This window comes from Roseateles saccharophilus, from assembly GCF_031458095.1.
GTDB classification, from domain to species: domain Bacteria; phylum Pseudomonadota; class Gammaproteobacteria; order Burkholderiales; family Burkholderiaceae_C; genus Pelomonas; species Pelomonas saccharophila_A.
In genome coordinates this window covers 758,967-784,996 of sequence record NZ_JAVDXU010000003.1, presented here as the reverse complement: position 1 = coordinate 784,996, position 26,030 = coordinate 758,967, and the positions used below count along the sequence as shown (strand labels likewise).

The 26,030-nt window shown below is 67.6% G+C and carries 27 protein-coding genes; 13 read left to right on the top strand and 14 right to left on the bottom strand.

All coding sequences use genetic code 11. The features are described from left to right. Positions 1-2: 2 nt before the first annotated feature. The 12 genes from wecB to J2X20_RS22475 form a co-directional block, all read right to left on the bottom strand. Positions 3-1,136: a non-hydrolyzing UDP-N-acetylglucosamine 2-epimerase gene (gene wecB / locus J2X20_RS22530; RefSeq protein WP_310269806.1), complete on the bottom strand. Its 1,134-nt coding sequence runs from the start codon at positions 1,134-1,136 to the stop codon at positions 3-5. Then, entirely contained in the window at positions 1,133-2,245 is a 1,113-nt protein-coding gene (gene wbjC / locus J2X20_RS22525) for a UDP-2-acetamido-2,6-beta-L-arabino-hexul-4-ose reductase (RefSeq protein ID WP_310269803.1), read from the bottom strand. The genes wecB and wbjC overlap by 4 nt, the downstream gene beginning before the upstream one ends. Position 2,246: 1 nt before the next feature. Beyond that, positions 2,247-3,284: a polysaccharide biosynthesis protein gene (locus tag J2X20_RS22520; RefSeq protein ID WP_310269800.1), complete on the bottom strand. Its 1,038-nt coding sequence runs from the start codon at positions 3,282-3,284 to the stop codon at positions 2,247-2,249. Between the two features lie 2 nt (positions 3,285-3,286). After that, positions 3,287-4,072, bottom strand: coding sequence for an AglZ/HisF2 family acetamidino modification protein (locus J2X20_RS22515; protein ID WP_310269797.1), 786 nt, complete (start codon positions 4,070-4,072; stop codon positions 3,287-3,289). Next, positions 4,066-4,695, bottom strand: coding sequence for an imidazole glycerol phosphate synthase subunit HisH (gene hisH / locus J2X20_RS22510; RefSeq protein WP_310269794.1), 630 nt, complete (start codon positions 4,693-4,695; stop codon positions 4,066-4,068). Before hisH ends, J2X20_RS22515 begins: the two co-directional genes overlap by 7 nt. Further along, the gene (locus tag J2X20_RS22505) at positions 4,692-5,831 is read right to left on the bottom strand and encodes an N-acetyl sugar amidotransferase (RefSeq protein ID WP_310269791.1); all 1,140 of its coding nucleotides are present in this window, start codon (positions 5,829-5,831) and stop codon (positions 4,692-4,694) included. The genes hisH and J2X20_RS22505 overlap by 4 nt, the downstream gene beginning before the upstream one ends. A 54-nt stretch (positions 5,832-5,885) precedes the next feature. Further along, positions 5,886-6,770: a glycosyltransferase family 2 protein gene (locus J2X20_RS22500; protein WP_310269788.1), complete on the bottom strand. Its 885-nt coding sequence runs from the start codon at positions 6,768-6,770 to the stop codon at positions 5,886-5,888. Positions 6,771-6,791: 21 nt separating this feature from the next. After that, on the bottom strand, positions 6,792-8,060 hold the full coding sequence (locus J2X20_RS22495; protein WP_310269784.1) for an O-antigen ligase family protein: 1,269 nt from the start codon (positions 8,058-8,060) through the stop codon (positions 6,792-6,794). After that, the gene (locus tag J2X20_RS22490; protein WP_310269781.1) at positions 8,057-9,367 is read right to left on the bottom strand and encodes an oligosaccharide flippase family protein; all 1,311 of its coding nucleotides are present in this window, start codon (positions 9,365-9,367) and stop codon (positions 8,057-8,059) included. The genes J2X20_RS22495 and J2X20_RS22490 overlap by 4 nt, the downstream gene beginning before the upstream one ends. A gap of 82 nt (positions 9,368-9,449) precedes the next feature. Further along, a complete protein-coding gene (locus tag J2X20_RS22485; protein ID WP_310269778.1) occupies positions 9,450-10,556 on the bottom strand; it encodes a DegT/DnrJ/EryC1/StrS family aminotransferase in 1,107 nt (368 codons plus the stop codon). 117 nt (positions 10,557-10,673) lie between these two features. Beyond that, complete coding sequence (locus J2X20_RS22480; protein ID WP_310269775.1) at positions 10,674-11,780, bottom strand: GumC domain-containing protein; 1,107 nt, start codon at positions 11,778-11,780, stop codon at positions 10,674-10,676. A gap of 4 nt (positions 11,781-11,784) precedes the next feature. Then, complete coding sequence (locus tag J2X20_RS22475; RefSeq protein WP_310269769.1) at positions 11,785-13,773, bottom strand: SLBB domain-containing protein; 1,989 nt, start codon at positions 13,771-13,773, stop codon at positions 11,785-11,787. A gap of 260 nt (positions 13,774-14,033) precedes the next feature. On the opposite strand from J2X20_RS22475, the gene J2X20_RS22470 reads away from it, so the two are divergent. After that, positions 14,034-15,164 (top strand): MraY family glycosyltransferase, encoded by a 1,131-nt coding sequence (locus J2X20_RS22470; RefSeq protein WP_310269767.1) that lies wholly within the window; start codon positions 14,034-14,036, stop codon positions 15,162-15,164. A gap of 27 nt (positions 15,165-15,191) precedes the next feature. After that, positions 15,192-16,655: a DEAD/DEAH box helicase gene (locus J2X20_RS22465; protein WP_310269763.1), complete on the top strand. Its 1,464-nt coding sequence runs from the start codon at positions 15,192-15,194 to the stop codon at positions 16,653-16,655. On the opposite strand, the gene J2X20_RS22460 is transcribed toward J2X20_RS22465, so the two are convergent. Both J2X20_RS22460 and J2X20_RS22455 read right to left on the bottom strand, forming a co-directional pair. Then, complete coding sequence (locus J2X20_RS22460) at positions 16,652-17,413, bottom strand: SAM-dependent methyltransferase (protein ID WP_310269761.1); 762 nt, start codon at positions 17,411-17,413, stop codon at positions 16,652-16,654. The genes J2X20_RS22465 and J2X20_RS22460 overlap by 4 nt on opposite strands. Further along, the gene (locus tag J2X20_RS22455; RefSeq protein ID WP_310269758.1) at positions 17,410-17,985 is read right to left on the bottom strand and encodes a Maf family nucleotide pyrophosphatase; all 576 of its coding nucleotides are present in this window, start codon (positions 17,983-17,985) and stop codon (positions 17,410-17,412) included. The genes J2X20_RS22460 and J2X20_RS22455 overlap by 4 nt, the downstream gene beginning before the upstream one ends. A 32-nt stretch (positions 17,986-18,017) precedes the next feature. On the opposite strand from J2X20_RS22455, the gene J2X20_RS22450 reads away from it, so the two are divergent. From J2X20_RS22450 to J2X20_RS22400, 11 genes are all read left to right on the top strand, one after another. Continuing rightward, positions 18,018-18,572 carry a YceD family protein gene (locus J2X20_RS22450; protein WP_310269755.1) on the top strand — a complete coding sequence of 185 codons (555 nt, stop codon included), beginning with the start codon at positions 18,018-18,020 and terminating at the stop codon, positions 18,570-18,572. A 172-nt stretch (positions 18,573-18,744) separates the two neighbouring features. Continuing rightward, a complete protein-coding gene (gene rpmF / locus J2X20_RS22445) occupies positions 18,745-18,930 on the top strand; it encodes a 50S ribosomal protein L32 (RefSeq protein ID WP_056876082.1) in 186 nt (61 codons plus the stop codon). Between the two features lie 111 nt (positions 18,931-19,041). Next, the gene (gene plsX / locus J2X20_RS22440; protein WP_310269748.1) at positions 19,042-20,139 is read left to right on the top strand and encodes a phosphate acyltransferase PlsX; all 1,098 of its coding nucleotides are present in this window, start codon (positions 19,042-19,044) and stop codon (positions 20,137-20,139) included. Further along, complete coding sequence (locus J2X20_RS22435) at positions 20,136-21,134, top strand: beta-ketoacyl-ACP synthase III (RefSeq protein ID WP_310269746.1); 999 nt, start codon at positions 20,136-20,138, stop codon at positions 21,132-21,134. Before plsX ends, J2X20_RS22435 begins: the two co-directional genes overlap by 4 nt. Before the next feature lie 41 nt (positions 21,135-21,175). After that, on the top strand, positions 21,176-22,123 hold the full coding sequence (gene fabD, locus J2X20_RS22430) for an ACP S-malonyltransferase (RefSeq protein WP_310269744.1): 948 nt from the start codon (positions 21,176-21,178) through the stop codon (positions 22,121-22,123). A gap of 4 nt (positions 22,124-22,127) precedes the next feature. Next, positions 22,128-22,871: a 3-oxoacyl-ACP reductase FabG gene (gene fabG / locus J2X20_RS22425; protein ID WP_310269742.1), complete on the top strand. Its 744-nt coding sequence runs from the start codon at positions 22,128-22,130 to the stop codon at positions 22,869-22,871. 89 nt (positions 22,872-22,960) lie between these two features. Next, on the top strand, positions 22,961-23,200 hold the full coding sequence (gene acpP / locus J2X20_RS22420; protein ID WP_056204266.1) for an acyl carrier protein: 240 nt from the start codon (positions 22,961-22,963) through the stop codon (positions 23,198-23,200). A 35-nt stretch (positions 23,201-23,235) separates the two neighbouring features. Beyond that, complete coding sequence (gene fabF, locus J2X20_RS22415) at positions 23,236-24,480, top strand: beta-ketoacyl-ACP synthase II (RefSeq protein ID WP_310269727.1); 1,245 nt, start codon at positions 23,236-23,238, stop codon at positions 24,478-24,480. Between the two features lie 15 nt (positions 24,481-24,495). Next, on the top strand, positions 24,496-24,912 hold the full coding sequence (locus J2X20_RS22410; RefSeq protein WP_310269724.1) for a hypothetical protein: 417 nt from the start codon (positions 24,496-24,498) through the stop codon (positions 24,910-24,912). Next, entirely contained in the window at positions 24,909-25,490 is a 582-nt protein-coding gene (locus J2X20_RS22405) for a sigma-70 family RNA polymerase sigma factor (RefSeq protein ID WP_310269721.1), read from the top strand. Before J2X20_RS22410 ends, J2X20_RS22405 begins: the two co-directional genes overlap by 4 nt. Further along, the gene (locus tag J2X20_RS22400) at positions 25,484-25,993 is read left to right on the top strand and encodes a sigma-E factor negative regulatory protein (protein ID WP_310269719.1); all 510 of its coding nucleotides are present in this window, start codon (positions 25,484-25,486) and stop codon (positions 25,991-25,993) included. The genes J2X20_RS22405 and J2X20_RS22400 overlap by 7 nt, the downstream gene beginning before the upstream one ends. Positions 25,994-26,030 lie beyond the last annotated feature (37 nt).

The following is a 26,030-nucleotide window of genomic DNA, read 5'->3' as shown; positions in this document are numbered from 1 at the left end:
CCTCAGTCGTACTGGCGCCAGACGACGCGCTTCACGTAGTCGGTGTAGCTGTGGATGATGCGCACGACCTTGTCGGACACATTGGGCATGCTGTAGTCGGCCACCAGGCGCAGCTTGCGGTCCGCGCCGCGCGGCTGGGTCTGCAGCAGGGCGAGGCCCTGGCGCACCCGGTCGACGGACAGGCCGGTCATCATGACGGCGCCTTCCTCCATGCCTTCGGGCCGTTCATGCGCCTCGCGCAGGTTCAGCGCCGGGAAGTTGAGGATGGAGGACTCCTCGGTGATGGTGCCGCTGTCGGACAGCACGGCCCGGGCCGAGGCCTGCAGGCGCACATAGTCGAGGAAGCCGAGTGGCTTCATCAGGCGCACGCCGGCATGGAACTGGATGCCCTCGGCATCGATGCGCTTCTGGGTGCGCGGGTGGGTGGAGACGATGACCGGCAGGCCGTGGTCCTCGGCCACCGCGTTCAGCACGCCGACCAGCTTGCCGAAGGTGCGCGGCGACTCGATGTTCTCCTCGCGGTGGGCGCTGACGACGAAATAGCCCTGCTCGGCCAGGCCGAGCCGTGCCAGCACGTCGGACGCGTCGATGCCGGCGCGGTAGTGGTCGAGCACCTCGAACATCGGGCTGCCGGTCTTGATGACCTGGTCGGGCGGCAGGCCCTCGCGAAGCAGGTAGTCGCGCGCGATGGTGCTGTAGGTGAGGTTGATGTCGGCGGTGTGGTCGACGATGCGGCGGTTGGTCTCCTCGGGTACGCGCATGTCGAAGCAGCGGTTGCCGGCTTCCATGTGGAAGATGGGGATCTTGCGGCGCTTGGCGGCGATGACGGCCAGGCAGCTGTTGGTGTCGCCGAGCACCAGCATGGCCTCCGGCTGTTCGGACTCGAGGACCGCATCGATGCCGCCGATGATGTTGCCGATGGTCTGCGCGGCGCCGCCCTGGGCTGCGTTGAGGAAATGCGCCGGCTTGCGCACACCGAGATCGTCGAAGAAGACCTGGTTCAGCTCATAGTCGTAGTTCTGCCCGGTGTGGACGAGGACGTGCTCGCAATGCTCGTCCAGCGCCGCCATCACGCGGGACAGGCGGATGATCTCGGGGCGCGTGCCGACGACGGTCAGCACCTTGAGCTTCTTCATGGCTTGACTTTCATGGCGGTCGTGTCCGGGCGTGCGCGGTCGAAGACCTCGTTGGCCCACAGCATGACGATGAGCTCGTCCTCGCCGATGTTGGTGATGTTGTGGGTCCAGCCCGGAATGGTCTCGACGATCTGGGCTTCGCCGCCGCAGGTGACGAGCTCATGCGTCTCGCCGCTGTCGATGTGACGGAAGCCGAAATGGGCCGTGCCCTTGATGACGAGGAACTTTTCGGTCTTGGTGTGGTGGTAGTGCTCGCCGCGCGTGATGCCGGGCCCCGCCGTGAAGTAGCTGAACTGGCCGCAGTCGGGCGTCTTCAGCATCTCGACGAAGACGCCACGCGGGTCGGCGTGGCGAGGCACGGTGTAGGCGAAGGCCTCGGGCGGCAGGTAGCTCACGTAGGTGGCGTACAGCGCGCGCGTCAGCCCGGTGCCGACGCGGTCAGTCATCAGGCCGTCGCGGGTCTGGCGGAAGCCCTTCAGCGTGGCGGCGAGTTCGCCCACCGTGGTGTCGTAGGCCGGCGTGACATCCACGAAGCCCGGCTCGGGCGGTGTCGGCCCGACCAGGGCCAGCATCTCGTCGATGACGTCGTCGATGTAGGCCAGGCGCAGAGGCGCCGTCGGATCGTTGATCGTGACGGGCAGGTCGCGCGCGATGTTGTGGCAGAAGGTGGCGACGACGGAGTTGTAGTTGGGCCGGCACCATTTGCCGAACACATTGGTCAGCCGGAAGATGTAGACCGGTACGCGGCATTGGCGCTGGTAGTGCAGCAGCGCATCTTCGGCGGCGCGCTTGCTGCTGCCGTAGACATTGTCCAGCGCCGCCTGCGTGGACGAGGCGAAGGCCACCGGCGGGCGATCCTGCAGGCTGCCGAGGATGGAAATCAGCCGCAGGCTGAAGTCGGCATTGCCGTCGTCGAACTCGATCGGGTCCTGTGGGCGGTTCACGCCGGCCAGGTGGAAGACGAAATCCAGGCCGGTCAGCTGCTCGATGAGCTCCGCGTCCTCGGCAAGGTGGGAGATCAGGCGCACGCTCGTGTAGCCCGCCTCGCGAAGCCGCCATTGCAGGTTGCGGCCGATGAAGCCGGACGCGCCAGTGATGCCGACCTTCACGTCAATCCTCCGCGGTGACGTTGCTTTCACCGGCCGCGATGCGGCGCATGAAGTCCAGCTTCATCAGCAGCGCCTCCATGCGCGGCACGTCCAGACGCTCGGTGTTGTGCGAGGTGTAGTCCTCCGCGGCCTGGATGCGTGCCTCTCCCTGCTCGACGAACTTGGTGTAGTTCAGATCCCGGCCGTCGGGCGGGATGCGGTAATAGCCGCCCAGGTCCTCGGCGCCCGCGCGCTCCTCGCGGCTGAGCAGGGCTTCGTAGAGCTTCTCTCCGTGGCGGGTGCCGATCTCGCGCACGGGGTGGCCGGCCTGGCCCATGACATTGAGCACCGCATCCGCCAGCACGCGGATGGTCGCGGCCGGCGCCTTCTGCACGAAGATGTCGCCGTTGCGGCCATGCTCGAAGGCATACAGCACCAGTTCGACCGCGTCGTCCAGCGTCATCATGAAGCGGGTCATGGCCGGGTCGGTCAGCGTGATGGGCTTGCCGGCGCGCACCTGCTCGACGAAAAGCGGGATGACCGAGCCGCGCGAGGCCATCACGTTGCCATAGCGCGTGCCGCAGATGACGGTCCCCGTGCCCTCGAGGTTGCGCGAGGCGGCGACCATGACCTTCTCCATCATGGCCTTGGAGATGCCCATCGCGTTGATGGGGTACACAGCCTTGTCCGTGGACAGGCAGATGACGCGCGAGACGCCGGCGGTGATGGCCGCATCGAGCACGTTCTCGGTGCCGAGCACATTGGTGCGCACGGCTTCCATGGGATGGAACTCGCACGACGGCACCTGCTTGAGGGCCGCGGCATGGAAGCAGTAGTCGACGCCGCGCATGGCGCCCGCCACGGCGCGCGGGTCACGCACATCGCCGATGTAGAACTTGAGCTTGGGCGACGCGTATTTCTTGCGCATGTCGTCCTGCTTCTTCTCGTCGCGGCTGAGGATGCGGATCTCGCGCAGGCCGGAGTCGAGGAAGCGGCGCAGCACGGCGTTGCCGAAGCTGCCGGTGCCACCGGTGATGAGCAGAGTCTTGTCGTCGAACATGTTTAGCGGGGCAGGGCGGCGGCGAAGAGGGCATCCTTCTGGGCCGGCTGTGGGTAGTTGATGAGCACGGCGCGGTATTGCCCCTTGAAGACGAAGAGGCTGCCGGCTGCGCAGCCGACGACACCGCAGGTCTTGATCAGCGCCTCGATGTCGGCCAGCGATCCGGCGCCGCCGAGCACGCTCATGGGAATGCGGATGGCAGCGCGGACCTGCCTGGCCAGCTCGAGGTCATAGCCCTTCATGACGCCGTCGCGGTCGACGGAGTTCAGCACGATCTCGCCGGCGCCCTGGGCCTGGCATTCGCGCGCGAAGGCGATGGGGTCGAGCTTGTGGCCCTTGGTCGCGTTGTGGGTGCAGAGCTCGTAGCCGCTCGAGAAGAAACCGCTCTTCTTGCGCACGTCCAGCACGACGACGACGCTCTGCCCGCCAACCGCGTCGGCGATGCGGCGGATCAGCGTCGGGTCCTCGACCGCGGCGCTGCTGATGCAGACCTTCTCGACACCCAGCTCGATGATGCGCTTGGCCTGTTCCGGCGTGCGCACGCCGCCCCCATACGCCAGGGGCATGCGGCACTCGGCGGCGAGGTCCTGGATCAGCTTGTAGTCGGGCTCGACGCCGTTGCGGGTCGCGTCGATGTCCAGCACGACGAGTTCGTCGGATTCCTTCTCGTTGAAGATCTTGACCGCGTTGATCGGGTCGCCGACGTACTTTGGATCCTTGAAGCCGACCGTCTTCACGAGGCCGCCCTCGTGCACCAGCAGGCAAGGGGTAATGCGTGGCCTCAGCATCGCGACGACTCCAGCTCTGCGAAGTTCTTCAGCAGCGTGGCGCCCCAGTGATGGCTTTTCTCGGGATGGCCCTGCATGCCGTAGATGCAGCCGTTGCGCACCGAGGCCGCGAAGGTCGCACCGTACTCCGCGTGCGCTGCCTCGTGGGCCGGGTCGCGGCACTCGAAGTAGTAGGAGTGCAGGAAATAGAAGCGGGCATCGGTCTCGAGGCCCTTGAACAGCGGCACGCCGGCCAGCGGCTTGACGTCGTTCCAGCCCATGTGGGGCAGGGGCAGGCCCTGGGTCTTGCCGGTGCCGTCGAAATGCCTGACCTGGCCCGGCACCCAGGCCAGTCCCTGGCAGCGGCCCTCGTCGCTGGACTCGCCCAGCATCTGCATGCCGACGCAGATGCCCAGCACGGGCACGCCGCCGCGCGCGACCATGGCGTCCAGCGGCTCGCGCAGGCCGGAGTCGTTGAGCCGCGTCATCGCGTCGTCGAAGCCGCCCACGCCGGGCAGGATGACATGGGTGGCGTCCTCGATCTCGGCAGGCGTCGTCGCGAAGCGCGTCGGGACGCTCATGCGCTTGTACATGGTGGCCAGGGCGCCGATGTTGCCGACGCCGTAGCTGACGATGGTGATCATCGGATGATGGCCCGCTGCACGCCCAGGGCCCGCAGCACCTTGGTCCCGAGCTCGATCAGGGCCATGTCGTTGCTGTAGTCGCGGTAGGTCTTGGGCTGGCCGCGGTGCAATTCGTGCAGCTGGGCAACCGTCAGGCCCAACTTGGTGGCGATGTACTCGAAGTCATGCGCCAGCGTCTCCTCGTCGTAGGCGGGGACGGCGATCTTGGCCAGGGCCTCCTCGCGCGTGAGCTGGCCCGTCAGGATGAGGCTGGAGAAATGCGCGCGGCGCTTGTCGTAGCCGAACTTGCTGGGCAGCCAGTAGCCCTCGTAGAAGCGCGTGAAGCGCGACTCGTAGTGCTTGTGGGCATATTTCTGCCAGCCGAACTTCTGCACCAGCTCGTCCATCGCCGCTTCCTTGAAGAAGGGCACATGGTTCAGCGGCTTGACGACCTGCACGCCTTTGAAGAAGCGGTAGTAGATCTTGAAGCGGAAGATGCCGGCGAGCGGGAACTTCTTCAGCGGCCGCGTGCCGAAGCGGCGGTGGATGTCCTTCAACTGGCGCACGTCGGAGGCGTGGTAGTGCCACTCCAGCGGCTCGCGCACGCATTCCGTCGAGTAGTTGGCGCCAGTGAGGATGTACTTGGCGTTGTGCTTGGCCGCGAAGTTGTAGAGGCCGGCGAAGAAGGCGTGGTCCTGCGGCGTGTCCAGGTGGGGCACTTGGGCCTTGAAAAAGGCCAGCTGGAGGTCGCGCATCTCGGGCCAGTCCACCACCTCGGTGAACAGGTCCAGCCCCAGGCCGTCGACGAGCTTCTCGATGTTGTTGACGGCCTGCTGGGAATTCCAGCCGGCGTCCACGTGATAAAGCAGCGGCCGCAGTCCGAACTTCTCCTTGGCCAGATAGGTCACGTAGGAGCTGTCGACACCACCCGACAGGCCGATCAGGCAATCATGGTCCTTGCCCTTGCCATCTCGCTTGATCTGCTCGACCTGGGCCATGATTTCGCGCTCGCCGCGCTCGTCGGTGTGCCAGTTGGGCAGGATGTTGCGGTGGTAGTTGTTGCAGTAGTCGCACCAGCCGCGCTCGTCGAACACGATGCCCGAGTCGGACGTGTCCATGATGCAGTTGGCGCAGATGCGGTAATTCAGCTTTTCCATCGATTCGTATTGTCCTGGCAAACCTGCGCAGGCAGTTTTCCCGCGCCGCCGGGCTCACCAGCCCGAGAGCAGGCCGTAGAGCCGGCGCCGCACGCCATACATGAAACCATTGGTGATCGACAGCGCCCGCAGCCGATCGACCCAGCCCACCGGGCTGCGCAGCACGCCGATCACCGACCCCTTGACCCGCTGCTCCTCGCATTGCACCTTGGCCTGCAGTTCGCTGCGACCGGCCGGCCTGAGGTCGGCACCATGCTGGGCCAGGAACAGCCCGTAGGCGCGCAGCCGGATGGTGATCTTGCGGTTGTATTCGGGGAAGGCAGACATCATGTTGATGCTGTTGCCCTGGTGGACGCGCCAGGCGCAACCCACGATGTCCGAATGCACCACGGTCCAGCCCGGGTAGTGCAACACGGCCAGTTCCATCCAGGTGTCCTCGTTGGGCAGCATCTCCGGCACCGGGAAGATCTTGTGCAGGACCTGCTGGCTCATCAGCGGCGAGACGCCCGAGAGTGCCCCGACGCCGGGCTTGCGCGGCACCAGATGGCCGTCGAAGCGCTTCACTTCCGACATGGTGACCAGCTTGCACAGCCCGACCACGGGCTCATCGACCGGGTAGTCCTTGACCTTGGCAAAGCGTGCTGCGAGGCTGCCGGCCGGCATGATGTCGTCGCCGGCGAAGATGCAGACGAAGCGTCCTGTGGCCAAGCTGATGCCGTGGTTGAAGGCCGAGCACTTGCCGGCCTTGGGATTCCTGACGACGCGCAGGTGGGCATGGCGGCCGGCCAGTGCCGACAGGATCTCCGAAGTCCTGTCCGTGGAGCCGTCATCGACGACGATGACCTCGAAGGTCAGGCCGACCTGCTCGACAACGCTGGTGACGGCGGATTCGACGTGAACTTCCTCGTTCTTGACGGCGATGACGACCGAAACGTCCATGGGATGCATGCAGAAAGTAATCTAGACAGAGCCGACGACGCCGGGTGTCGTGGTGAGGTCCGGCCCGGGGGGCAGCATTCTCGCGGGGTTGCGGGCCAGCAGGGTTCTGGGGTGCCGGACGGCGCGATAGCGGCAGTACAGCCCCAGCGCGATCGGGATCATCTGGTAGGTGTAGTTCTTCGCGAAGAAGACCATCAATGCGTTGACCATGCAGACGGCCAGGGTCAGCACATACAGGTTGTCGCGCGACCGCCGCGCGAACTGCAGCAGCAGCACCAGCAGCGGCGCGACGATGCAGGCCAGCAGCAGCAGGAAGCCGACCAAGCCCAGGTCCACCCATACCGACAGGATGTCGTGCGCGTAGTTGCCAGGCTTGTAGCTGGCGTAGTCGCCGGTCAGCGGCTTGTCCTGGATGGTGTTGACGGCGGCATCGTGGAGTTCGGCTCTCTCCATCACCGACTGGTCGTTGCTCATCTCCAGGATCGCGAAGATGCGGTTGTCCGCGAACTCGCTCCGGTACTGGAAGAAGAAGACCGCCAGCACGGCGATCAGCGCGAGCACCTTCATCAGCAGGGCCGGGCGCGACCTGGCCTTGCAGTACTCGACCACCCCCACCATCAGCACGAAGCCCACGAACTCGGACCGGGCGCCGATCAGGAACAGGGCGCCGAAGGAGATCAGGTAGACCGCGAAGCGCCAGCCGATGGCCAGCGGCAGCACGCAGTAGGCCAGCATCACCATGTAGGCATAGGCCATGCCTTGATAGTCCAGCAGGAAGCCGGCGTACAGGCCCTGCAGGATGGACGCCTGCAGGAACTGGCCGCCGCTGCCCTCGACGGCGACCAGCGCCGCGACGGCCAGCAGGGCGAGCGTGCAGTAGCGATGGAATCCGGCCGCATCACCGTCGAGCAGCCGGGCGACGAGGAACAGCACGATGAACTTGAAGATGTAGGCCCAGTGCGATGACGTGATCTCGTCGTCCGCGCCGGCCTGCATGCCGGTCAGCACGCGGAATGCCCACAGGGCGAGAAAGCAGGCGAACGTCAGCGCGACAAAGCTGCTGCCCCGGCTCAGCGGGATCCGGTGGCGTTTCAGGCCGAGCAGCAGCAGCGGGAATGCGACGGACGCGCCCGCCGTGAAATAGCCGCCCAGCGCCGGTGAGATGTAGCCGGCAATGGCCAGGATCTGATAGCAGATGAAGGCCGGGAAGATGATGAAGTAGGCCCAGGCTGCGAGCGTGTGGCCGGTGCGCGAGATGCCGCCCGGCATCAGGTGTGCAGGCGCGCTCACGCCAGGCCTCCCATGTGCTGAATGCCCCACAGGCCGGCGAGTGCGGCCATGGCCCACGCCGTGGTGACGAGCGCGCTGCGCTGGCTGCCTCGCAGGAGACCGCGCGCCGAAACGCCCGCCGAGGCCATGACGGCCAGCAGGTAGATGAAATACATGGCGGCGCCCGACACGGCATAGGCCTCGGCGACCGCCGACGGGATGAGTTGGGCTGCCAGCAGCACCACGCCCACGCGCAGCAACAGCGACGCCAGCTGCAGGGCAAAGGCGCGTCGCTGATGGCCGGTCACGTGCAGGGCCATGGACGTGGGCGAGGCGAGGAACTGCAAGGCGAACCAGGGCACCATCCAGCTGACCAGCAGTCCTGCGCGTTCCCAGCGCGCGCCGAGGATCAGGCCGAACAGCGCGGGGGCGAGGATGCCCGCTGCGATCAGCGGGCCGATGCCTGCCCGGATCAGGCCGCGCAGCATGTCGGCGGTGAACGGTCCCAGCCGCCCGGCGCGATGTTCTTCGGCCGCGCGCGAAAGATAGACCTGGCTGATGGCCGTCCCCACCAGCGCCATGGGAACCTGCATGGCGAACATGGCCATTGACAGATAGCCCGCCTCCGATGGTGCGGCAATCCCTGCGATCAGGATGATGGGCAGCTGAATGGCTGCACTGTTGGCCAGGGCCTCGAGCGTCGAGTACTTGGGAAAGCGGCGGTACTCCCGCGCCAGCACGCGCATGCGGGCGGGCGCCAACCTCGGGAGGGCGTGCAGCAAGTCGCCGCCCAGCGCGAGACAGGCCACGCCCGCATTCATCACATAGCCCAGCAGCAGGCCGACCGGCCCCGCTGACAGGCTGCCGAGTCCGATCTGCACGGCGACGCTGGACACGGATTGCGCGACCCGGGTGCGCGACAGCCGACCGAAATTCCGACGCCGGATATGCCAAGCCTGCAGGGCGGCGTAGCTGCCTGCGGCCAGCACGCCCACCGGCAGCAGCCACAGGAAGGGCGCCAGCGCCGGTTGGCCGAGCAGGTCGGCCATCTGATGTCCCGCCAGCGCCACGGCGACGGCGAGCACCGCTGCGATGCCGCAGGCACACGCCAGTGATAGCGCCAGCAGATGCATCGCGTCGTCCTCGCTTTCGGGCAGCGGCACGGCGAGGTCATAGCGCAGGCAGGCGGCCGCCGCCACGATGGACAGGGCTCCGGAGAACACGGCGAGCAGGCCGAAGTCGGTGGGCGTGTAGAGCCGGGACAGCACGGGCAATGCCAGGGCGCTGAGTCCGTGCGCCAGCGCCGTGCCGCTGACGAGCACGATCACCGCACGCAGAAATCCTCCATGGGCCGCTGTTGGTTCGGGCCTGGTCATGGGAGGCGTGCGGCTGCTGCTCACCCGCAGGACGTCAGGCGGTCGCCATGGCGTTGACCAGGGCCTCGACGACGCGCTGCTGCTCGGCGTCGCCCAGGTCCGCGCTCATCGGCAGGCTCATGACGCGGTCAGCGGCGCGGTTGGCATGAGGGAAGCAGGTGGGCGGGCAGTCCGGGCGTTCGTACGCGGGCTGGCGGTGCAGGGGGCGTGGGTAGTGAACCGCCGTGGGGATGCCTTGCTCCTTGAGGGCGGCGATCACGGCGGCACGGTCGTCGACCTTGACGGTGTACTGGGCCCAGACGCAATCCCGGTCGGACGCCACGTCGAGCAACTCGACGGGCACGCCGCTGGCCTGGATCAGCTCGGCATAGCGGTCACCCAGGCGCTTGCGCTGCGTGATCTCCCACTCGAAGCGCTCGAGCTTGCCAAGCACTACCGCGCACTGCAGCGTGTCCATGCGCCCGCCCACACCGACGCGGGTGTGGGTGTAGCGCGCGCTCTGGCCGTGCACGCGGATCTCGCGCATCGCCTGCGCCAGCGCGTCGTCGCTGGTGAAAAGCGCGCCGCCGTCGCCATAGCAGCCCAGCGGCTTGCTGGGGAAGAAGCTGGTGGCGCCGATGCGCGACACATTGCAGCTCATGCGGCCCTTGTAGCTGGCGCCGAAGCTCTGGGCCGCGTCCTCGATGACGGACAGGCCGTGCCGGGCCGCGATGGCATTGATCTCGTCCATGTCGGCGACCTGGCCGTACAGGCTCACCGGCATGATGGCCCGCGTCGCCGGCGTGATGGCGGCCTCGATGAGGGCGGGGTCGATGTTGCAGTCGCCGGGCCGGATGTCCACATAGACCGGCTTGGCGCCGGCCAGCACGATGGTCTCGGCGGTGGCGGCGAAAGTGAACGGCGTCGTGATGACCTCGTGGCCGGGGCCGATGCCTTCGGCCATCAACGCGATCAGCAGGGCCTCGGTGCCGCTGGAAACGGTGATGCAGTGCTTGGCGCCGGTCAGCCGGGCCAGCGCGGCTTCCAACTCGGCCACTTCCGGGCCCATGATGTATTGACCGTGGTCCAGCACCTGCTGGATGCGGGCGTCGATGCCGGTCTTGAGCGCCTGGTATTGGCTCTTGAGATCGATGAACTGCATGGATTACTCCTGGGACGTTTCGCGGCGACTGTCGGGCCAATGGGCGCGCCGCTCGGTGAGGCCTGGTGCCCGAAGCGCCTGCGTTGGCAGGTGGCCCCGGGGCCTGGCCATGATCTTTCAGCCCAGGCGGCCCTTCTTGACGATCTCGCGGCGCACGACGAAGCCGGCGCAAGCCACGAAGGCCAGCGCGAAGGCGAAGAGCATGTAGACGCTGCGCCGCGGTTTGGACTTGCGTTCGGGCACCAGCGCCGTATCGACGACCTGCAGCTGGCCGCCATCACGGCTCTCGTCGATGCGGGCGAGCTCATACTGCCGGCCGATCTGTTCGAACAGCGTTTCCTGGTACTTGAATTCCCGATAGGCGGCGATGTAGCTGTTCGCAGGCGCGGAGCTTTCGTTCTGAGCCTGCTTGGCCAGCTGGTCGCGCAGGGCGGCGACCTTGGCCGACTGGGCGACCACCTCGGCGGTACCGTCCGACATGGCCCCCCTGAGCACCTGCAGCCGCACCTCGTTGCTCGTCAGTTCCGCCTTCAGTTTCGCCATGGCTTCGGCCGTGGCCTTGGGCTCGGCTTTCATGGCGTCAGGACTGACACCCGTCGCCGCCAGCACCTGCTGGGCTTCGGTCAACTTGTCCCGCACCTGGCGCATCTGGCGTTCGAAGAAGATGCGTCGCTGCTGGGCTTCCGTCAGCGCCAGGTTGGCGGTGAGGGCCTTGACCTCTTCGATGTAGGCGGTGGCCATGGCAGCCGCGACCTTGGGGTCGACGTCCTCCACGTCCAGCGTGATCAGGCCATCGCGCTTGCCCAGATTGATGTGGGTGTTCTCGGCCAGCTCCTTGCGCGCATCGGTCTTGAATTCCTTGTCGTAGCGCTTGATCAGGTCGAAGCGCTCCACGATGCGGTCGGCCACGGCACGGCTCTGAGCAAAGCTGACGTATTGATCGCCATTGGTCTTGCCGCCGCCCGCCGCGAGGCCTCCGAGCGCGCCAAGAGATGCCAGCGCGCCGGCTGCGCCTCCCTGCTGCTGCTGGGGCGGCAGGAAGGTCACCCGCGAAGCGAAGGTGGGTGTGACTAAGTAGCTGCCCCCCAAGGCGAGCGCACTGGCCAGCAGCGGCACGCCCACCATCAGCAGGCGGTGGCGCCACAACAAGGCGATGACGGGTCCCGCCTGAAATTCATCCGGCGAGGCCGACGTGGTGCGCTCTTCCGCGCTCGGGCTGTTCATCACTTTAGTTCTTCAGGGAGTTCAGGGCCGCAGCGCCCAGGCCGAATTGGTAAAGGATCTGCGTCCACTCCTTCGCCTCCTGGCTGAAGGTGACCTTGGTCAGGTCCTCCGGCACGAAGATGGTGTCACCCGGCTGGGCCGCGACCGAAGACAGACCCGCTCCAGACGTGAACCAGCCGCTGCTGTGCTGGCGTGAGCTGACCACATTGCCGTTGGCGCGGATGACGAAGGTGCTGCCGGCGTCGGCGCCGCGCGTCGGGCCGCCGGCCAGGCGCAGCATGTCTTCGACGCTGGCGCCCTGGGTGAAGGCATAGCTGCCGGTATTGAAGACGCTTCCCCACACCCCCACGGTGGTGGGACGGGAGGGGATGGTGAGGCGATCGCCATCCTCGACGGCCAGTTCCGGCAGGTTGCTGGCGGCGGGGGCGATCTGCAGCACGACGCGGCCCGTCAGCTTGACGGCGCGCAGGCGGTCGATGAGTCGGCCCGAAGCCTGCCCGCGGTTGCTCTGCGTCGTGACGTCGTCCGCGGTGTTGGCCGAGCGCGGCTTGACGATGACGCGGGCGAATTCGCCTTCGAGGTCGCGCAGGGCGCGGTCGTACTGCGCCTGCTGGGCGGCGCGCACGCTCTCGCGGCTGAGTTCGGAGCCGTAGATGAAGGCGGCCGGTGTCAGGCCGCCCGCGGCCTTGACCACATCATTGAGCGTGCTGCTGGGCGGCAGGATGTATTCGCCCGGCCTTTGCACTTCGCCGTCGACGCGCACACGCTTGTTCTGCTTGTACAGCGGCAGCACGGTGTCCAGCGCATTGAAGGCGCGCACGACGTCGCCGCCCTGCAATACCAGGCTGCCTTGCTTCGGCAGCTTGGCCTCGATGACGCGGCCGTCGTTGCGCACGGCCACGCTCTCGATGGCGACGCGTCCGATTTCAGCGGCGGCGCTGAATCCACCGCCCATCAGCATCAGATCGTTGAGGGTCTCGCCGGCCTTGAGTTCGAAGATGGCCTGGCGGTTGACGCTGCCGATCAGCGCCACCTGCTGGCCGACGGGGCCGATGTGGACGACGTCGTCGGCCTGCAGCAGCCGGTCGCCACTGCGGTCACCACGCAGCAGCAGGTCATAGAGGTCGAAGCTGCCGACCAGCTTGCCGCCGCGGCGCAGTTCGAGGTTGCGGAAGCTGCCCGAGGCCGAGGGGCCGCCGGCCTGGATCATCGCGTTGACGATGGTCGACAGGCTGCTGACGGTGTAGGCGCCGGGGCGCTGGGTGAAGCCGGTCACATAGATGCGGATGCTGCGCAGCTTGCTCAGCGATGCGCTCAGCTTGAAATTGCGGAACACCTGGCCCACACGCTGCTCGATGGTGGTGTTTAGGTCGCCATAGCGGACTCCGGCCACAAGCACGGGGCCCACGCGCGGGATGTTGATGCGGCCCGCGCGGTCGACCGTCAGCCGCAGGTCGGCGTCGACGGCCCCCCAGATCGTGACGATGACCTCGTCGCCGACGCTGATCACATAGTCCGACGGCACCTGGCTCGAGGTCTCGCCCATCGACGACAGGCCCTGTCGTTGCGGCTGTTGCTGCTGGACCTGCTGCTGCAGTTCACTGAGCTGGGGCAGGGCCGGAATCATCAGCTCGGCGCCGAAGCGGCGGATCTCGACGTCGTCGCCCACTGCGCGCTGCACATAGCGCTCGAACTCGGTCTGCTGGGCGGCGCGGGCCGCCAGCTGTTCACGCGTCAGGGGCTGGCCGGGGAGGGGCTGCAGCAGCATCTGCAGCTGCAGCAGCATCTGCTGCTGCTGCTGGAGCACGGTCTCGCGCTGCGAAGGCGTCAGTGGCGCGGCCGTCTGCAAGTCGGCACTGCTGTTATTGCCTTGTCGGTTCGGCACCATCAGGCGAACCGGACCCACGGCGTTGGGATCGTTGTTCTCGTCCGCGGCCACGGCCGCGCCGTGCAGGCAGAGGCCGGCGGCCACCGCGGCAAGGCCCCTGAGCATGCCGGTCCGGCAGGCGCTGACGCTGAGTCGCCCAGTCAAAAGCGGTGTTCGGTCCCTGGACGCACAGATATTCATTGACGAGGCTCGTATTGATGGACTGCTTGTGCACGCTCAGTGAGTCCAGGCGGGCCAAGGCGGCGCGGATTCTAGCCAGGGCGCAAGGAATGGCGCCGCGTGCAAAAGCCACTGGCTACACTTCGGCCTTCGGGTCGACGGGCGGACCGACCGCCGGGCTTGCTGCCCACGACCCGCGAAACTGCATGCTTCCCATCCTCGCCCTGAGCTTCGCCATTGCAGCCGCTGCGACGCTGCTCATCATCCGGTCATCGCATCTGCATGGCGCCTTGTCGGCGGACCATGACCTGTCGGGCCCGCAGAAATTCCATTCGCGCCCGGTGCCTCGCATCGGCGGCCTCGCCATATTTGGCGGCTTCGCCGTCGGCACCGCCCTGCTCGCCTGGCGCTACCCGGCGATGCGCAGCATGGCGGCCCTGCTGCTGACCTGCAGCGTGCCGGCCTTCGTGTCGGGCGTCATCGAGGACCTGACCAAGCGCGTCAGCCCGCTGCGCCGCATGCTGGCGACCCTGGTCGCCGCGGCCCTGGGCGCCTGGCTGCTGGGGGCCCAGATCAAGGAGACGGCGATTCCCGGCCTGGACCTGATCGCGTCCACGGCGGTCGGTGGCTATGTGCTGGCCCTGCTGGTCGTCAGCGGCGTGGCCAATTCGATCAACATCATCGATGGCATGAACGGCCTGGCCTCGATGTGTTCGGCCATCATGCTGGCGGGCCTGGCCTATGTGGCCCTGCAGGCGGGTGACCAGTTCGTCGCGGCCATGGCCATCGCCGTCATCGGCGCCGTGCTCGGCTTCTTCATGTGGAACTACCCCTTCGGCCTGATCTTCCTCGGCGACGGCGGGGCCTATTTCCTCGGCTTCATTCTGTCGGAACTCGCCATCCTGCTGCTGGTGCGCAATCCCGAGGTCTCGCCGATGTTCCCGCTGCTGCTGTGTGCCTACCCGGTCTGGGAGACGGTGTTCTCCATGTACCGTCGCAAGGTCGTGCGCGGCCGCCCGGTCGGCATGCCCGACGGCATCCATCTGCACAGCCTGATCTACCGCCGCCTGATGCGCTGGGCCATCGGCAGCCGGGACGCCGCCGTGCTGACCCGCCGCAACGCGCTGACGGCGCCCTATCTGTGGGTGCTGTGCAGCCTGTCCGTCGTGCCGGCCACGATCTGGTGGGACGACACCGTCATGCTGCAGATCATCCTGGGTCTGTTCGTCGTCTTCTACGTGCTGCTGTACTGGCGCATCGTGCGCTTCCGCACGCCGCGCTGGATGGTGCTCAATTCCCGGGCCGAATCCCGGCCGCCAATGGCCCGGCCGGAGTAGGTTTGGCGCATCCCGGATAATCACGGGATGCAAGAAACCCCCGAGTCCGCAGCCGCGGCGCCCGTTGAAGCGGCGCCTGCCCGCTTCGACACCCTCCCTCTGGACGCCAAACTGCTGCGCGCGGTGGCCGATTCCGGCTACCTGACGATGACGCCCATCCAGGCCAAGGCCATCCCCATTGTCCTGGAAGGCCGCGACGTCATGGGCGCCGCCCAGACCGGCACGGGCAAGACGGCGGCCTTCTCCATCCCGCTGCTGCAGCGCATGCTCAAGCATGAGAACCCGAGCGTGTCCCCGGCCCGCCATCCGGTGCGCGCCCTGGTGCTGGCGCCGACCCGCGAACTGGCCGACCAGGTCGCCGAGAACGTCAAGAAGTACGCCAAGCACACGCATCTGCGCTCCGTCGTCGTCTTCGGCGGCATCGACATGAAGCCGCAGACGGCCGCACTCAAGGCCGGCGTCGAGGTGCTGATCGCCACACCCGGCCGCCTGCTGGACCACATCGAGGCCAAGAACTGCGTCCTCAACCAGGTCGAGTACGTCGTGCTCGACGAAGCCGACCGCATGCTGGACATCGGCTTCCTGCCCGATCTGCAGCGCATCCTGAGCTATCTGCCCAAGGCCCGCCAGACCCTGTTGTTCTCGGCCACCTTCTCGCCCGAGATCAAGCGCCTGGCCCAGAGCTATCTGCAGGATCCCATCCTGGTCGAGACGGCCCGTCCCAACCAGACGGCGTCGACCGTCGAGCAGCGCTTCATCAGCGTCACCGACGACGACAAGCGCGCCGTGGTCAAGCAGATCCTGAAGGACCGCTCCATCCGCCAGGCCATCGTCTTCGGCAACTCCAAGCTCGGCGTCGCCCGCCTGGCCCGCTCGTTCGAGCGCGACGGCCTGCGCACGGCCGCCCTGCATGGCGACAAGTCCCAGGACGAGCGCCTGAAGTCCCTTGATGCCTTCAAGCGCGGTGAGGTCGATCTGCTGGTGGCCACCGACGTCGCCGCCCGCGGGCTGGACATCGCCGACCTGCCGGCCGTCTTCAACTTCGACGTGCCTTTCAACGCCGAGGACTATGTCCACCGCATCGGCCGCACCGGCCGCGCCGGCGCTTCGGGCCTGGCCGTCACCCTGGTCACCAAGTCCGATGCGCGCCTGATGGCCGACATCGAGAAGCTGATCAAGCGCAAGATCGACCTCGACCCCTTCGAGTTGCAGGACAGTCGCCCGCCGCGCTTCGAGCGCCGCCGCCCGGAAGAGGAAGAGCCCGCAGCGCGACCGGCGCCGCGTGCGGCTTTCCGTCCGCCGGCGCCGCCCAAGGACCCCTTCTTCGACAAGCCCTACGAGGCCAGCGCGGCCGGCAGCGAGCCGCCCGCCTGGGAGAAGGCCAAGGCCGCGGCGCCCGTCGCCAAGGGGCTGTCCAGCTACATCAAGCCCAAGAAGCAGGTCGCGGCGCTGTTCGGCGCCAAGCGCGCGCCGGCGCCGACGGAGTCTTAAGCCAGCAGCGCGAAGACCGCCGGGATGCGGTCGGGCAGGGTGGTGCGATTCGCCCGCCAGTCAGCCACCGTGGCGGTCTGGGTCCAGCCGCCCGGCAAGGTCAGGCCGACGCTGATCGACAACCGCGTGCCGGGCTTCAATGTCGCCAGCAGGGCCTGGCGCAGTGCTTCGTTGCGATAGGGCGTCTCAATCAGCAACTGGGTCTGCTGGGCCTTGGCGGACAGGGCCTCCAGCTCGCGGATGCGGGCCGTACGCCCGCTTGCCTCCACCGGCAGATAGCCGACAAAGGCGAAGCTCTGACCGTTGAGCCCACTGGCCGCCAGCGCCAGCAACAGGGAGCTGGGGCCGGACAACGGAACCACTTCGATGCCCGCCTCGTGGGCCAGTGCCACCAACCGCGCGCCCGGGTCGGCTACGGCCGGCAGGCCGGCTTCGGAGATCAGGCCGAGATCATGCCCGGCATGCGCTGGGTCCAGCAGGGCGAGCCAGGCTGCCATGTCATCGCCGCCGCCTCGGCCGCCCTTGGGTGGGCGCGGCAACTCGGCGATCTGCACGGTCTGCAGCGGCTGCACCAGCGGTGCGACGGCGTCGACACGCTTGAGCAGCGAGCGCGTCGTCTTCGCGTTCTCCGCCGCCCAGTGCGTGAGCTTGGCCGCTTGCTCGATGACGCGCTGAGGCAGCACCTCGCGCAGGTCCAGGGAGTCGTCCACGCCAAAGTCCAGCGTATTGGGCATCAGGATGAGGCGGCCCTTGTTCATGCGAGCGGCTCCAGGCCGGCGCGGCGCAGCAGGGTGCAAGTGCGGATCAGCGGCAGGCCGATCAGCGCCGTCGGATCGTCGGATTCCACGGCCTCCAGCAGGGCGATGCCCAGGCTCTCGACTTTGGCGCTGCCGGCGCAGTCATAGGGCTTGTCGGCGCGAAGATAAGTCTCGATGACAGCATCGCTCAGCTCGCGCAGCCGCACGCGCACCTCGGCCCGCTCGATGGCTGCCAGGCCCGGTGCGACGACGGCGACGGCGGTCTGGAACACGACTTCGCGCCCGCTCATGCGGCGCAGTTGTGCGGTAGCGGCCTCGTGAGTGCCCGGCTTGCCAATCGCCTCGCCGCCCAGATCGGCCACTTGGTCGGAGCCGATGACGATGGCGCCGGGGAAGCGCGCCGCGACCACGCGGGCCTTGGCCAACGCCAGGCGCTCGGCCAGGGCCGCCGGTGCCTCGCTGGGCAGGGCGGTCTCGTCGACCTCGGGTGCCACAGCCTCGAAGGGCAGGCGCAGCCGGGCCAGCAATTCCTGTCGATAGCGCGAGGTCGAGGCGAGGATCAGCTGAGGCATCGCGGCATTCTCGCCCGCCTAAACTCTCGACCATGAAATCGCGCGCCTTTGTTCCCGAGAAGCTCGACGTTGCGGCCCTGGCCCATGACGACGCCAGCCTGTCCGGCGAATGGCCGGCGGCCTCGCTGCAGCGACTGGCCGACTCGGCTGCTCCCGAGGCTCCCGCCAGCGGCTGGCCGGCCTTGCAATGGAGCCTGCACGGCGAGACCCGCCAGCCCAAGGGCGGCAAGGCCCAGATCTGGCTGCACCTGACGGCCTCGGGCCAGGTCGCCCTGACCTGCCAGCGCTGCCTGAAGCCGGTGCATGAAGACATCGACATCGACCGCTGGATCCGCTTTGTCGACACCGAGGCCGAGGCGGCCGCACTGGACGTCGACAGCGACGACGACGTGCTGGCCCTGCCGCGCCATCTCGATGCCCGCGAGCTGATCGAAGACGAATTGCTGCTGGCCCTGCCGCTGGTGCCGCGCCACGAGGCCTGCCCCGAGCCGCTGGCCCATGTGGATGATCTGCCCGTCGCGGAAGCGGACGAGCGCCCCAATCCCTTTGCCAAGCTCGCCGCCTTGAAGCGAGGCGGCAGCGCCTGAACCATGGTTGGCGGCTGTTCCCCCGCGCCTTTCATCGACGCGGCTTGGCGGTTTTTGCATCCGGTGCTACACTCGTGGGCTTTTCTGCGGCCTGGAGTTCGAGCTTTGATCTCACTCCTCGGGGCAGTGCCCCAATGTCCGCCCCCAAACCCCGCAGATTCTGGAGAATTTCATGGCTGTTCAGCAAAACAAGAAGTCGCCTTCCAAGCGCGGCATGCACCGTTCCCACAATGCCCTGGTGACCCCGGGCACGGCCATCGAGCCGACGACTGGCGAAGTGCATCTGCGTCACCACATCAGCCCCACCGGTTTCTACCGTGGTCGCAAGGTGCTGAAGAGCAAGGCCGACGCGGCCTGATGGTGGCCGGTGCCGCCTGGTGCGGCGCCAAACTATCGATGAATCTGCCGACCCGGCCTGCGTACCGCGCAGAGCCGGGTTTGGTCTTTGTGGCTCACGAAAACCACTGAAATGACCGCCGCTCCCTTGCCTGAACCGATTCGCCTGTCCGTCGACTGCATGGGCGGCGACCACGGCCCCTCGGTCACGCTGCCGGCCTGCCGCGCCTTTCTCGACAAGCATCCCGGCGCCGAGCTCATCCTCGTCGGCAAGCCCGAGGAGTTGACCGCCGCCGCGGCGTGGCCGCGTTGCCGCATCGTCGCGGCCAGCGAGGTCGTCACGATGGAAGATCCGATCGAGGTCGCCTTGCGCCGCAAGCGCGACTCGTCCATGCGTGTCGCCATCCAGCAGCTCAAGGCCGACCGCGAAGGCAACCCGGCCCTGGCCCATGCCTGCGTGTCCGCCGGCAACACCGGCGCCCTGATGGCCGTGGCCCGCTATCTGCTGAAGACGCTGGACGGCATTGACCGCCCTGCCATCGCCACCGTCATTCCCAACCAGCGCGGCCGTTTCACGACCGTGCTGGACCTGGGCGCCAACGTCGATTGCACGGCGGAGCACTTGCTGCAGTTCGCCGTCATGGGCAGCGCCCTCGTCGCGGCCGTCGAAGGCAATGAAGAGCCCAGCGTCGGCCTGCTCAATATCGGCGAGGAAGCCATCAAGGGCAGCGAGACCATCAAGCAGGCCGGCGAGCTGCTGCGTGCGGCCGGCGCGGCCGGCCAGCTGAACTTCTTCGGCAATGTCGAAGGCAATGACATCTACAAGGGCACGACGGACATCGTTGTCTGCGACGGCTTCGTCGGCAACGTCATGCTCAAGACTTCTGAAGGCCTGGCCACCATGATCGGCGCCTTCATCAAGGAAGAGTTCAGCCGCAATCTGCTGACCAAGTTCGTCGCGCTGCTGGCCCTGCCCATCCTCAAGGCCTTCAAGAACCGCGTCGACCACCGCCGCTTCAATGGTGCGGCCCTGCTGGGTCTGCGAGGCCTGGTCTTCAAGAGCCACGGTTCGGCCGATGCCTTTGCCTTCGAGCAGGCTTTGGCCCGCGCTTATGATGCCGCCCGCAACCGGCTGCTTGACCGGGTCCACGACCGCATCGTCGCCACGCTTCAGGCGAAGGCGAATGATGCTGGAGACAACGCGGCGAACTCCGTCGCGCAGGCTGCATGAGCCCTACTGGAATCCAATCCCCCCGTTATTCCCGCATCCTCGGCACCGGCAGCTTCCTGCCGGCCGACCGCGTGACCAACCAAGACCTGGCCGATCGCCTGGCTGCCGACGGCGTCGAGACCTCCGACGACTGGATCGTCGAGCGCACCGGCATCCGCGCCCGCCACTTCGCGTCGGCCGATCAAGCCTCCAGCGACCTGGCCTTCCCGGCCGCGCAAGCGGCGTTGGAAGCCGCCGGCATCGCCGCCGAAGAGATCGACCTCATCATCGTCGCCACGTCCACGCCGGACATGGTCTTCCCCTCCACGGCCTGCCTGCTGCAGAAGAAGCTCGGCGTGCATGGCTGCGCGGCCTTTGACGTGCAGGCCGTCTGCTCGGGATTCGTCTATGCGCTCAGCGTGGCGGACTCCATGATCAAGAGCGGCGCCGCCAACAAGGCCCTGGTCGTTGGCGCCGAGGTGTTCTCGCGCATCCTCGACTTCAAGGACCGCACCACCTGCGTGCTGTTTGGTGACGGCGCCGGCGCTGTCGTGCTGGGTGCCAGCGCCGAACCCGGCATCCTCGCCACCGAGTTGCATGCCGATTCGCGCCATGTCGACGTCCTCTGCACGCCCGGCACCGTCGCTGGCGGCCGGGTGCTTGGCAGCCCTTTCCTGAAGATGGATGGCCAGGCCGTCTTCAAGCTCGCCGTCGGCGTGCTCGAAAAGGTGGCCCGCTCGGTGCTCGAGAAGGCCGGCATGACGGACGCCGACCTCGACTGGCTGATCCCGCATCAAGCCAATATCCGCATCATGCAGGGCACGGCCAAGAAGCTGAAGCTGGACCTGAACAAGCTCATCGCCACCGTCGACGAGCATGGCAACACCTCGGCCGCCTCCGTGCCGCTGGCCCTGGACGTCGCCGTGCGCAGCGGCCGCATCCAGCGCGGCGACACCCTCATGCTGGAAGGTGTCGGCGGCGGCTTTACCTGGGGCGCCGCGCTGCTCAAATATTGAGCGGTGCCGGCTGCGCCGACGCATCAACTGGAATTGATCTCATGACTGCACCTTTTGCCGTTGTCTTTCCCGGCCAAGGCTCGCAGGCCGTCGGCATGCTCGACGCCTGGGGCGACCATCTGGAAGTCCGCCGCACGCTGGAAGAAGCCTCCGCCGCCCTCGGCGAGGACATCGGCGCGCTGATCCACGCCGGGCCCAAGGAACAGCTGGACCTGACGACCAACACCCAGCCCGTCATGCTGACGGCCGGCATCGCCTGCTGGCGCGCCTTTGTCGCCGAGACCGGCGCGGTGCCCGTTGCGGCCGCCGGCCATTCGCTGGGTGAGTACACGGCCCTCGTGGCCGCCGGCGCGCTGAGCCTGGCCGACGCGCTGCCGTTGGTGCGCTTCCGCGCTCAGGCGATGCAGGAAGCCGTGCCGGTCGGTGCGGGCGCCATGTACGCCATCCTGGGCCTGGACGGTGATGCCGTGCGCGCCGGTTGCGCCCAGGCGGCCGCCGAAACGGGCGAGGCCGTCGAGGCCGTCAACTTCAACGACCCCAAGCAGACCGTCATCGCCGGCAGCAAGGCCGGCGCCGACAAGGCCGCCGAGATCCTGAAGGCCGCTGGCGCCAAGCGTGCGTTGCCGCTGCCGGTATCCGCGCCTTTCCATTCCAGCCTGATGAAGCCGGCCGCCGAGCGCCTGAAGGAAAAGCTGGCGACCGTGCAGTTCCAGGCCGCCGCCTTCCCCGTCATCAACAACATCGACGTCGCCATCACCGACAACGACGCCGCGCTGCGCGACGCCCTCTACCGCCAGGCCTTCGGCCCGGTGCGTTGGGTCGAGGTCGTGCAGGCCCTGAAGGCCCGCGGCGTCGGCCACATCATCGAGGCCGGCCCCGGCAAGGTGCTGACCGGCATGGCCAAGCGCATCGACGGCGAACTGCAGGCCGCCTGTGTCTTCGACCCCGCCTCGCTGGCCGAGGCTCGCGCCCTCCTGGGTGGAGGCTGAACCCATGACTGAATCCACGAGCAAGGGCGTCGCCCTCGTCACCGGCGCCAGCCGCGGCATCGGCCGTGCCATCGCCCTGACCCTGGCCAATGAAGGCTGGCGCGTCGTCGGCACGGCAACGACCGAAGCCGGCGCTGCCGCCATCGCCGAAGCCCTGGCGCCCCACGGTGGCCGTGGCATCGCGCTGAACGTGACCGACGCCGCGGCCAGCCAGGCTGCCGTCGACGACATCGTCGCCAAGGAAGGCGGCCTGCATGTGCTGGTCAACAACGCCGGCATCACCCGCGACACCCTGTCCATGCGCATGAAGGACGAGGACTGGGACGCCGTGCTGGACACCAATCTCAAGGCGGTCTTTCGCCTGGCCCGCGCGGTGACCAAGCCGATGATGAAACAGCGCTCCGGCCGCATCATCAACATCACCTCCGTCGTCGGCGCTTCCGGCAATGCCGGCCAGGCCAATTACGCCGCCGCCAAGGCCGGTGTGGCCGGCCTGACGCGCTCGCTGGCCCGCGAACTGGGCAGCCGCGGCATCACCGTCAACTGCATCGCGCCGGGCTTCATCGCCACCGACATGACCGAGGTCCTGCCCGAGGCCCAGAAGGCCGCGCTGCTGGCTCAGATCCCGCTCGGGCGCCTCGGCGCACCCGAGGAAATCGCCGCGGCGGTGGCCTTCCTGGCGTCACCCGGCGGTGCCTACATCACGGGCACCGAGCTGCACGTCAACGGCGGCATGTACATGGCCTGATTTGGGCCGGACGCCTTGAATTAGGGGCGTCCATCTAGTGCCCGTAGAATGCCGGGCTGTTTTCTGCAAACCTCTCCTGGAGGAGTTTCATGAGCGATATCGAAGCACGAGTCAAGAAGATCATTGCCGAGCAACTCGGCGTGGCGGAAGCCGACGTCACCAACGAGAAGGCTTTCGTTGCTGACCTGGGCGCCGATTCTCTGGACACCGTGGAACTGGTGATGGCCCTCGAAGACGAGTTCGGCATCGAGATCCCCGACGAGGAAGCCGAGAAGATCACCACCGTGCAGCTGGCGATCGACTACGCCGTCAAGCACCAGAAGGCCTGAGGCCTTTTCTCTCTCGCAACTCTGATCCGCACTGCATGAGCCGTCGTCGCGTTGTCGTCACCGGTCTTGGCCTGATCAGTCCTGTCGGCAATACCGTTGCCGAAGGTTGGGCCAATATCCTCGCCGGTCGTTCCGGCATTGCCACCGTCACCCGCTTTGATGCCAGCAACCTGGCATGCCATTTCGCGGGTGAGGTCAAGGGCTTCAGCATCGAGGACTACATCCCCGCCAAGGAAGCCCGGCACATGGATGGCTTCATCCATTACGGGCTGGCGGCGGCTTTCCAGGCGGTGCGTGACTCCGGCATTCCCACCGGAGATCAACTGACCGAAGAACAGGCCGAGCGCATCGGCGTGCTCGTGGGTTCGGGCATCGGCGGCCTGCCGCTGATCGAAGACACCCACACCGAGCTGATGAACCGCGGCCCGCGCCGCATCTCGCCGTTCTTCATCCCGGCCTCGATCATCAACATGATCTCGGGCCATGTCTCCATCAACTTCGGCTTCCAGGGTCCCAACCTGGCGATCGTGACGGCCTGCACCACGGGCCTGCATGCGATCGGCGAAGCCGGCCGCCTCATCGAGTACGGCGACGCCGACGTGATGATCGCGGGCGGCGCCGAAGGTGCGGTGTCGCCGCTGGGCATCGGCGGTTTCGCCGCGGCCCGGGCCCTCTCCACCCGCAACGACGATCCCGCGACCGCGTCCCGCCCCTGGGACAAGGACCGCGACGGCTTCGTGCTGGGCGAGGGCGCTGGCGTGCTGGTGCTCGAAGAGTACGAGCACGCCAAGAAGCGCGGCGCCAAGATCTACTGCGAACTGGCCGGTTTCGGCATGGGTGCGGACGCGTACCACATGACCGCGCCCAACGTTGACGGCCCCAAGCGCTCGATGCGCGCGGCGCTGCGCAATGCGGGCATGAACCCCGACCAGGTCCAGTACATGAACGCCCACGGCACGTCCACGCCGCTGGGTGACGTGAACGAGACCAACGCCATCAAGCTGGCCTTTGGCGACCACGCCAAGAACATGGTCATCAGCTCGACCAAGTCCATGACCGGCCACCTGCTGGGCGGCGCGGGCGGCATCGAGTCGGTGTTCACCGCCCTTGCCATCCGCGACCAAATCGCCCCGCCGACGATCAACATCTTCAACCAGGACCCCGAGTGCGACCTGGATTACTGCGCCAACGAGGCGCGGCCGATGAAGATCGACGTCGCCGCCAAGAACAACTTCGGCTTCGGCGGCACCAACGGCACGCTGATCTTCAAGCGCGTCTGATCGCGCCCGCCGGCGATGCGCCGCACGCCGCCCGTCGTCGTGCAGTTGCAGCCTCAGCCGGCCGTGCAGGCCGCTGTGGCCCTCGTCGCGGCGCTTGCTTCGGGCGGCCTTGCCGCCTGGGCCCTCAGCCACACCCCTTCGGCCTGGCCTGTGCTGCTGGCCGTGCCGGCCGCCATCGCCTATGCCTGGCGGGCCGCCGCCGTGCTGCCGCGCCGCTTGCGCTGGGACGGCCAGGCCTGGTGGCTGGCCGAGCCTGGGCAAGATGAAGAAACCGCCGTCCAACTCGCCGTGCTGATCGATCTCGACGCCTGGTTGCTGCTGCGCGCCGCGCCCGGCCCGCGCTGGCTGCCTTTGGCCCGTCATCAGCAACTGCAATGGGGGGCGCTGCGTGCCACCTTGTTCTCGGCGCCGGGTGCCGCGGTGCAGCGATGAGCGACGAAGCCGACGCCCTGCTGGTGCGCGAGGCCCAGGCGGGCAGCCGCGCCGCCTTCGATATGCTGGTACTGAAATACCAGCGCCGCGTCGAGCGCCTGCTGTCGCGCAGCGTGCGCGACTCCGCCGACGTCGCCGACCTCTGCCAGGAGACCTTCCTGGCGGCCTACCGCGCCCTGCCGGCCTTTCGCGGCGACAGCGCCTTCTACACCTGGATCTACCGCATCGCGATCAATGCCGCCAAACGGCACCGGGCCCGCCAGCGTCCCGTGGAATCCCTGGATGACGACGAGGGAACTTTCGGCACCGATGCGGCTCCAAGCGACGATGCGACCCCCGAGGCCTTGCTCGCGGGTCGCCAACTGGCCCGGGAACTGGACGACGCCGTCGCAGCCCTGGCCGAAGACCAGCGCCGGGCGCTGTTGCTGCGAGAGGTGGATGGCTTGAGCTACGACGAGATCGGCGATCTGATGGACTGCCCACCGGGCACGGTGCGCTCGCGCATCTTCCGTGCGCGCGAAGCCGTGGCCGCGCGGCTGCGGCCGCTGCTGGGCGGCGGAGGAGGGCGGCGATGGTGAGCCCTGTCGACGAGGCCTTGAACGAAGCCCTGTCCGCCGTCATGGACGGCCGGGCGACGCCTGCCGACTGGGCGCGCGTGAATGCGGCCTGGGCGGGCGACCCGGGCCTGCGCGAGCGCTGGGCCCTTTGGCACGCGGCCGGTGACGGCCTGAGGGCCGAGTTGCCGGCGCTGCATCGCGAGCCCGAGGCCCTGCTCACGGCGCTTCGCGCACAGTTGCCGGTCGAGGCGGCCGAACCCCGGCACCGGCGCGAGTGGCTGGCGCCGCTGGCGGTGGCCGCCAGCTTCGTCGCCTTCGCCCTGGGTTTCGGCCTGCTGCGGCCCGCGCCCGCCGGGGACGTCGAGATCGCCGCTGCCCCGATTGCAACACCACGAGCCCAGGGCCTTAGCGGCCTGAGCTTTGCGCAGACGGCCGCAGGTCGTACCCTGCCGGATGCGCCGCCCGAGGTCATCGACTGGAACCTGACACTGCCGGAGCCTGCAGCCTCGCAAGCCCGTCCTTGAAGCCCGGCGGCGCTGCCCTTATCTGCCCTGACCGTTT

What these genes read in the sequence shown, in the direction of transcription:
- wecB (WP_310269806.1), bottom strand. Translation starts at nt 1,136, where the DNA reads ATGAAGAAGCTCAAGGTGCTGACCGTCGTCGGCACGCGCCCCGAGATC.
- J2X20_RS22520 (WP_310269800.1), bottom strand. Translation starts at nt 3,284, where the DNA reads ATGTTCGACGACAAGACTCTGCTCATCACCGGTGGCACCGGCAGCTTC.
- J2X20_RS22515 (WP_310269797.1), bottom strand. Translation starts at nt 4,072, where the DNA reads ATGCTGAGGCCACGCATTACCCCTTGCCTGCTGGTGCACGAGGGCGGC.
- hisH (WP_310269794.1), bottom strand. Translation starts at nt 4,695, where the DNA reads ATGATCACCATCGTCAGCTACGGCGTCGGCAACATCGGCGCCCTGGCC.
- J2X20_RS22505 (WP_310269791.1), bottom strand. Translation starts at nt 5,831, where the DNA reads ATGGAAAAGCTGAATTACCGCATCTGCGCCAACTGCATCATGGACACG.
- J2X20_RS22500 (WP_310269788.1), bottom strand. Translation starts at nt 6,770, where the DNA reads ATGGACGTTTCGGTCGTCATCGCCGTCAAGAACGAGGAAGTTCACGTC.
- J2X20_RS22485 (WP_310269778.1), bottom strand. Translation starts at nt 10,556, where the DNA reads ATGCAGTTCATCGATCTCAAGAGCCAATACCAGGCGCTCAAGACCGGC.
- J2X20_RS22480 (WP_310269775.1), bottom strand. Translation starts at nt 11,780, where the DNA reads ATGAACAGCCCGAGCGCGGAAGAGCGCACCACGTCGGCCTCGCCGGAT.
- J2X20_RS22475 (WP_310269769.1), bottom strand. Translation starts at nt 13,773, where the DNA reads ATGCTCAGGGGCCTTGCCGCGGTGGCCGCCGGCCTCTGCCTGCACGGC.
- J2X20_RS22470 (WP_310269767.1), top strand. Translation starts at nt 14,034, where the DNA reads ATGCTTCCCATCCTCGCCCTGAGCTTCGCCATTGCAGCCGCTGCGACG.
- J2X20_RS22465 (WP_310269763.1), top strand. Translation starts at nt 15,192, where the DNA reads ATGCAAGAAACCCCCGAGTCCGCAGCCGCGGCGCCCGTTGAAGCGGCG.
- J2X20_RS22460 (WP_310269761.1), bottom strand. Translation starts at nt 17,413, where the DNA reads ATGAACAAGGGCCGCCTCATCCTGATGCCCAATACGCTGGACTTTGGC.
- J2X20_RS22455 (WP_310269758.1), bottom strand. Translation starts at nt 17,985, where the DNA reads ATGCCTCAGCTGATCCTCGCCTCGACCTCGCGCTATCGACAGGAATTG.
- J2X20_RS22450 (WP_310269755.1), top strand. Translation starts at nt 18,018, where the DNA reads ATGAAATCGCGCGCCTTTGTTCCCGAGAAGCTCGACGTTGCGGCCCTG.
- rpmF (WP_056876082.1), top strand. Translation starts at nt 18,745, where the DNA reads ATGGCTGTTCAGCAAAACAAGAAGTCGCCTTCCAAGCGCGGCATGCAC.
- plsX (WP_310269748.1), top strand. Translation starts at nt 19,042, where the DNA reads ATGACCGCCGCTCCCTTGCCTGAACCGATTCGCCTGTCCGTCGACTGC.
- J2X20_RS22435 (WP_310269746.1), top strand. Translation starts at nt 20,136, where the DNA reads ATGAGCCCTACTGGAATCCAATCCCCCCGTTATTCCCGCATCCTCGGC.
- fabD (WP_310269744.1), top strand. Translation starts at nt 21,176, where the DNA reads ATGACTGCACCTTTTGCCGTTGTCTTTCCCGGCCAAGGCTCGCAGGCC.
- fabG (WP_310269742.1), top strand. Translation starts at nt 22,128, where the DNA reads ATGACTGAATCCACGAGCAAGGGCGTCGCCCTCGTCACCGGCGCCAGC.
- acpP (WP_056204266.1), top strand. Translation starts at nt 22,961, where the DNA reads ATGAGCGATATCGAAGCACGAGTCAAGAAGATCATTGCCGAGCAACTC.
- fabF (WP_310269727.1), top strand. Translation starts at nt 23,236, where the DNA reads ATGAGCCGTCGTCGCGTTGTCGTCACCGGTCTTGGCCTGATCAGTCCT.
- J2X20_RS22410 (WP_310269724.1), top strand. Translation starts at nt 24,496, where the DNA reads ATGCGCCGCACGCCGCCCGTCGTCGTGCAGTTGCAGCCTCAGCCGGCC.
- J2X20_RS22405 (WP_310269721.1), top strand. Translation starts at nt 24,909, where the DNA reads ATGAGCGACGAAGCCGACGCCCTGCTGGTGCGCGAGGCCCAGGCGGGC.
- J2X20_RS22400 (WP_310269719.1), top strand. Translation starts at nt 25,484, where the DNA reads ATGGTGAGCCCTGTCGACGAGGCCTTGAACGAAGCCCTGTCCGCCGTC.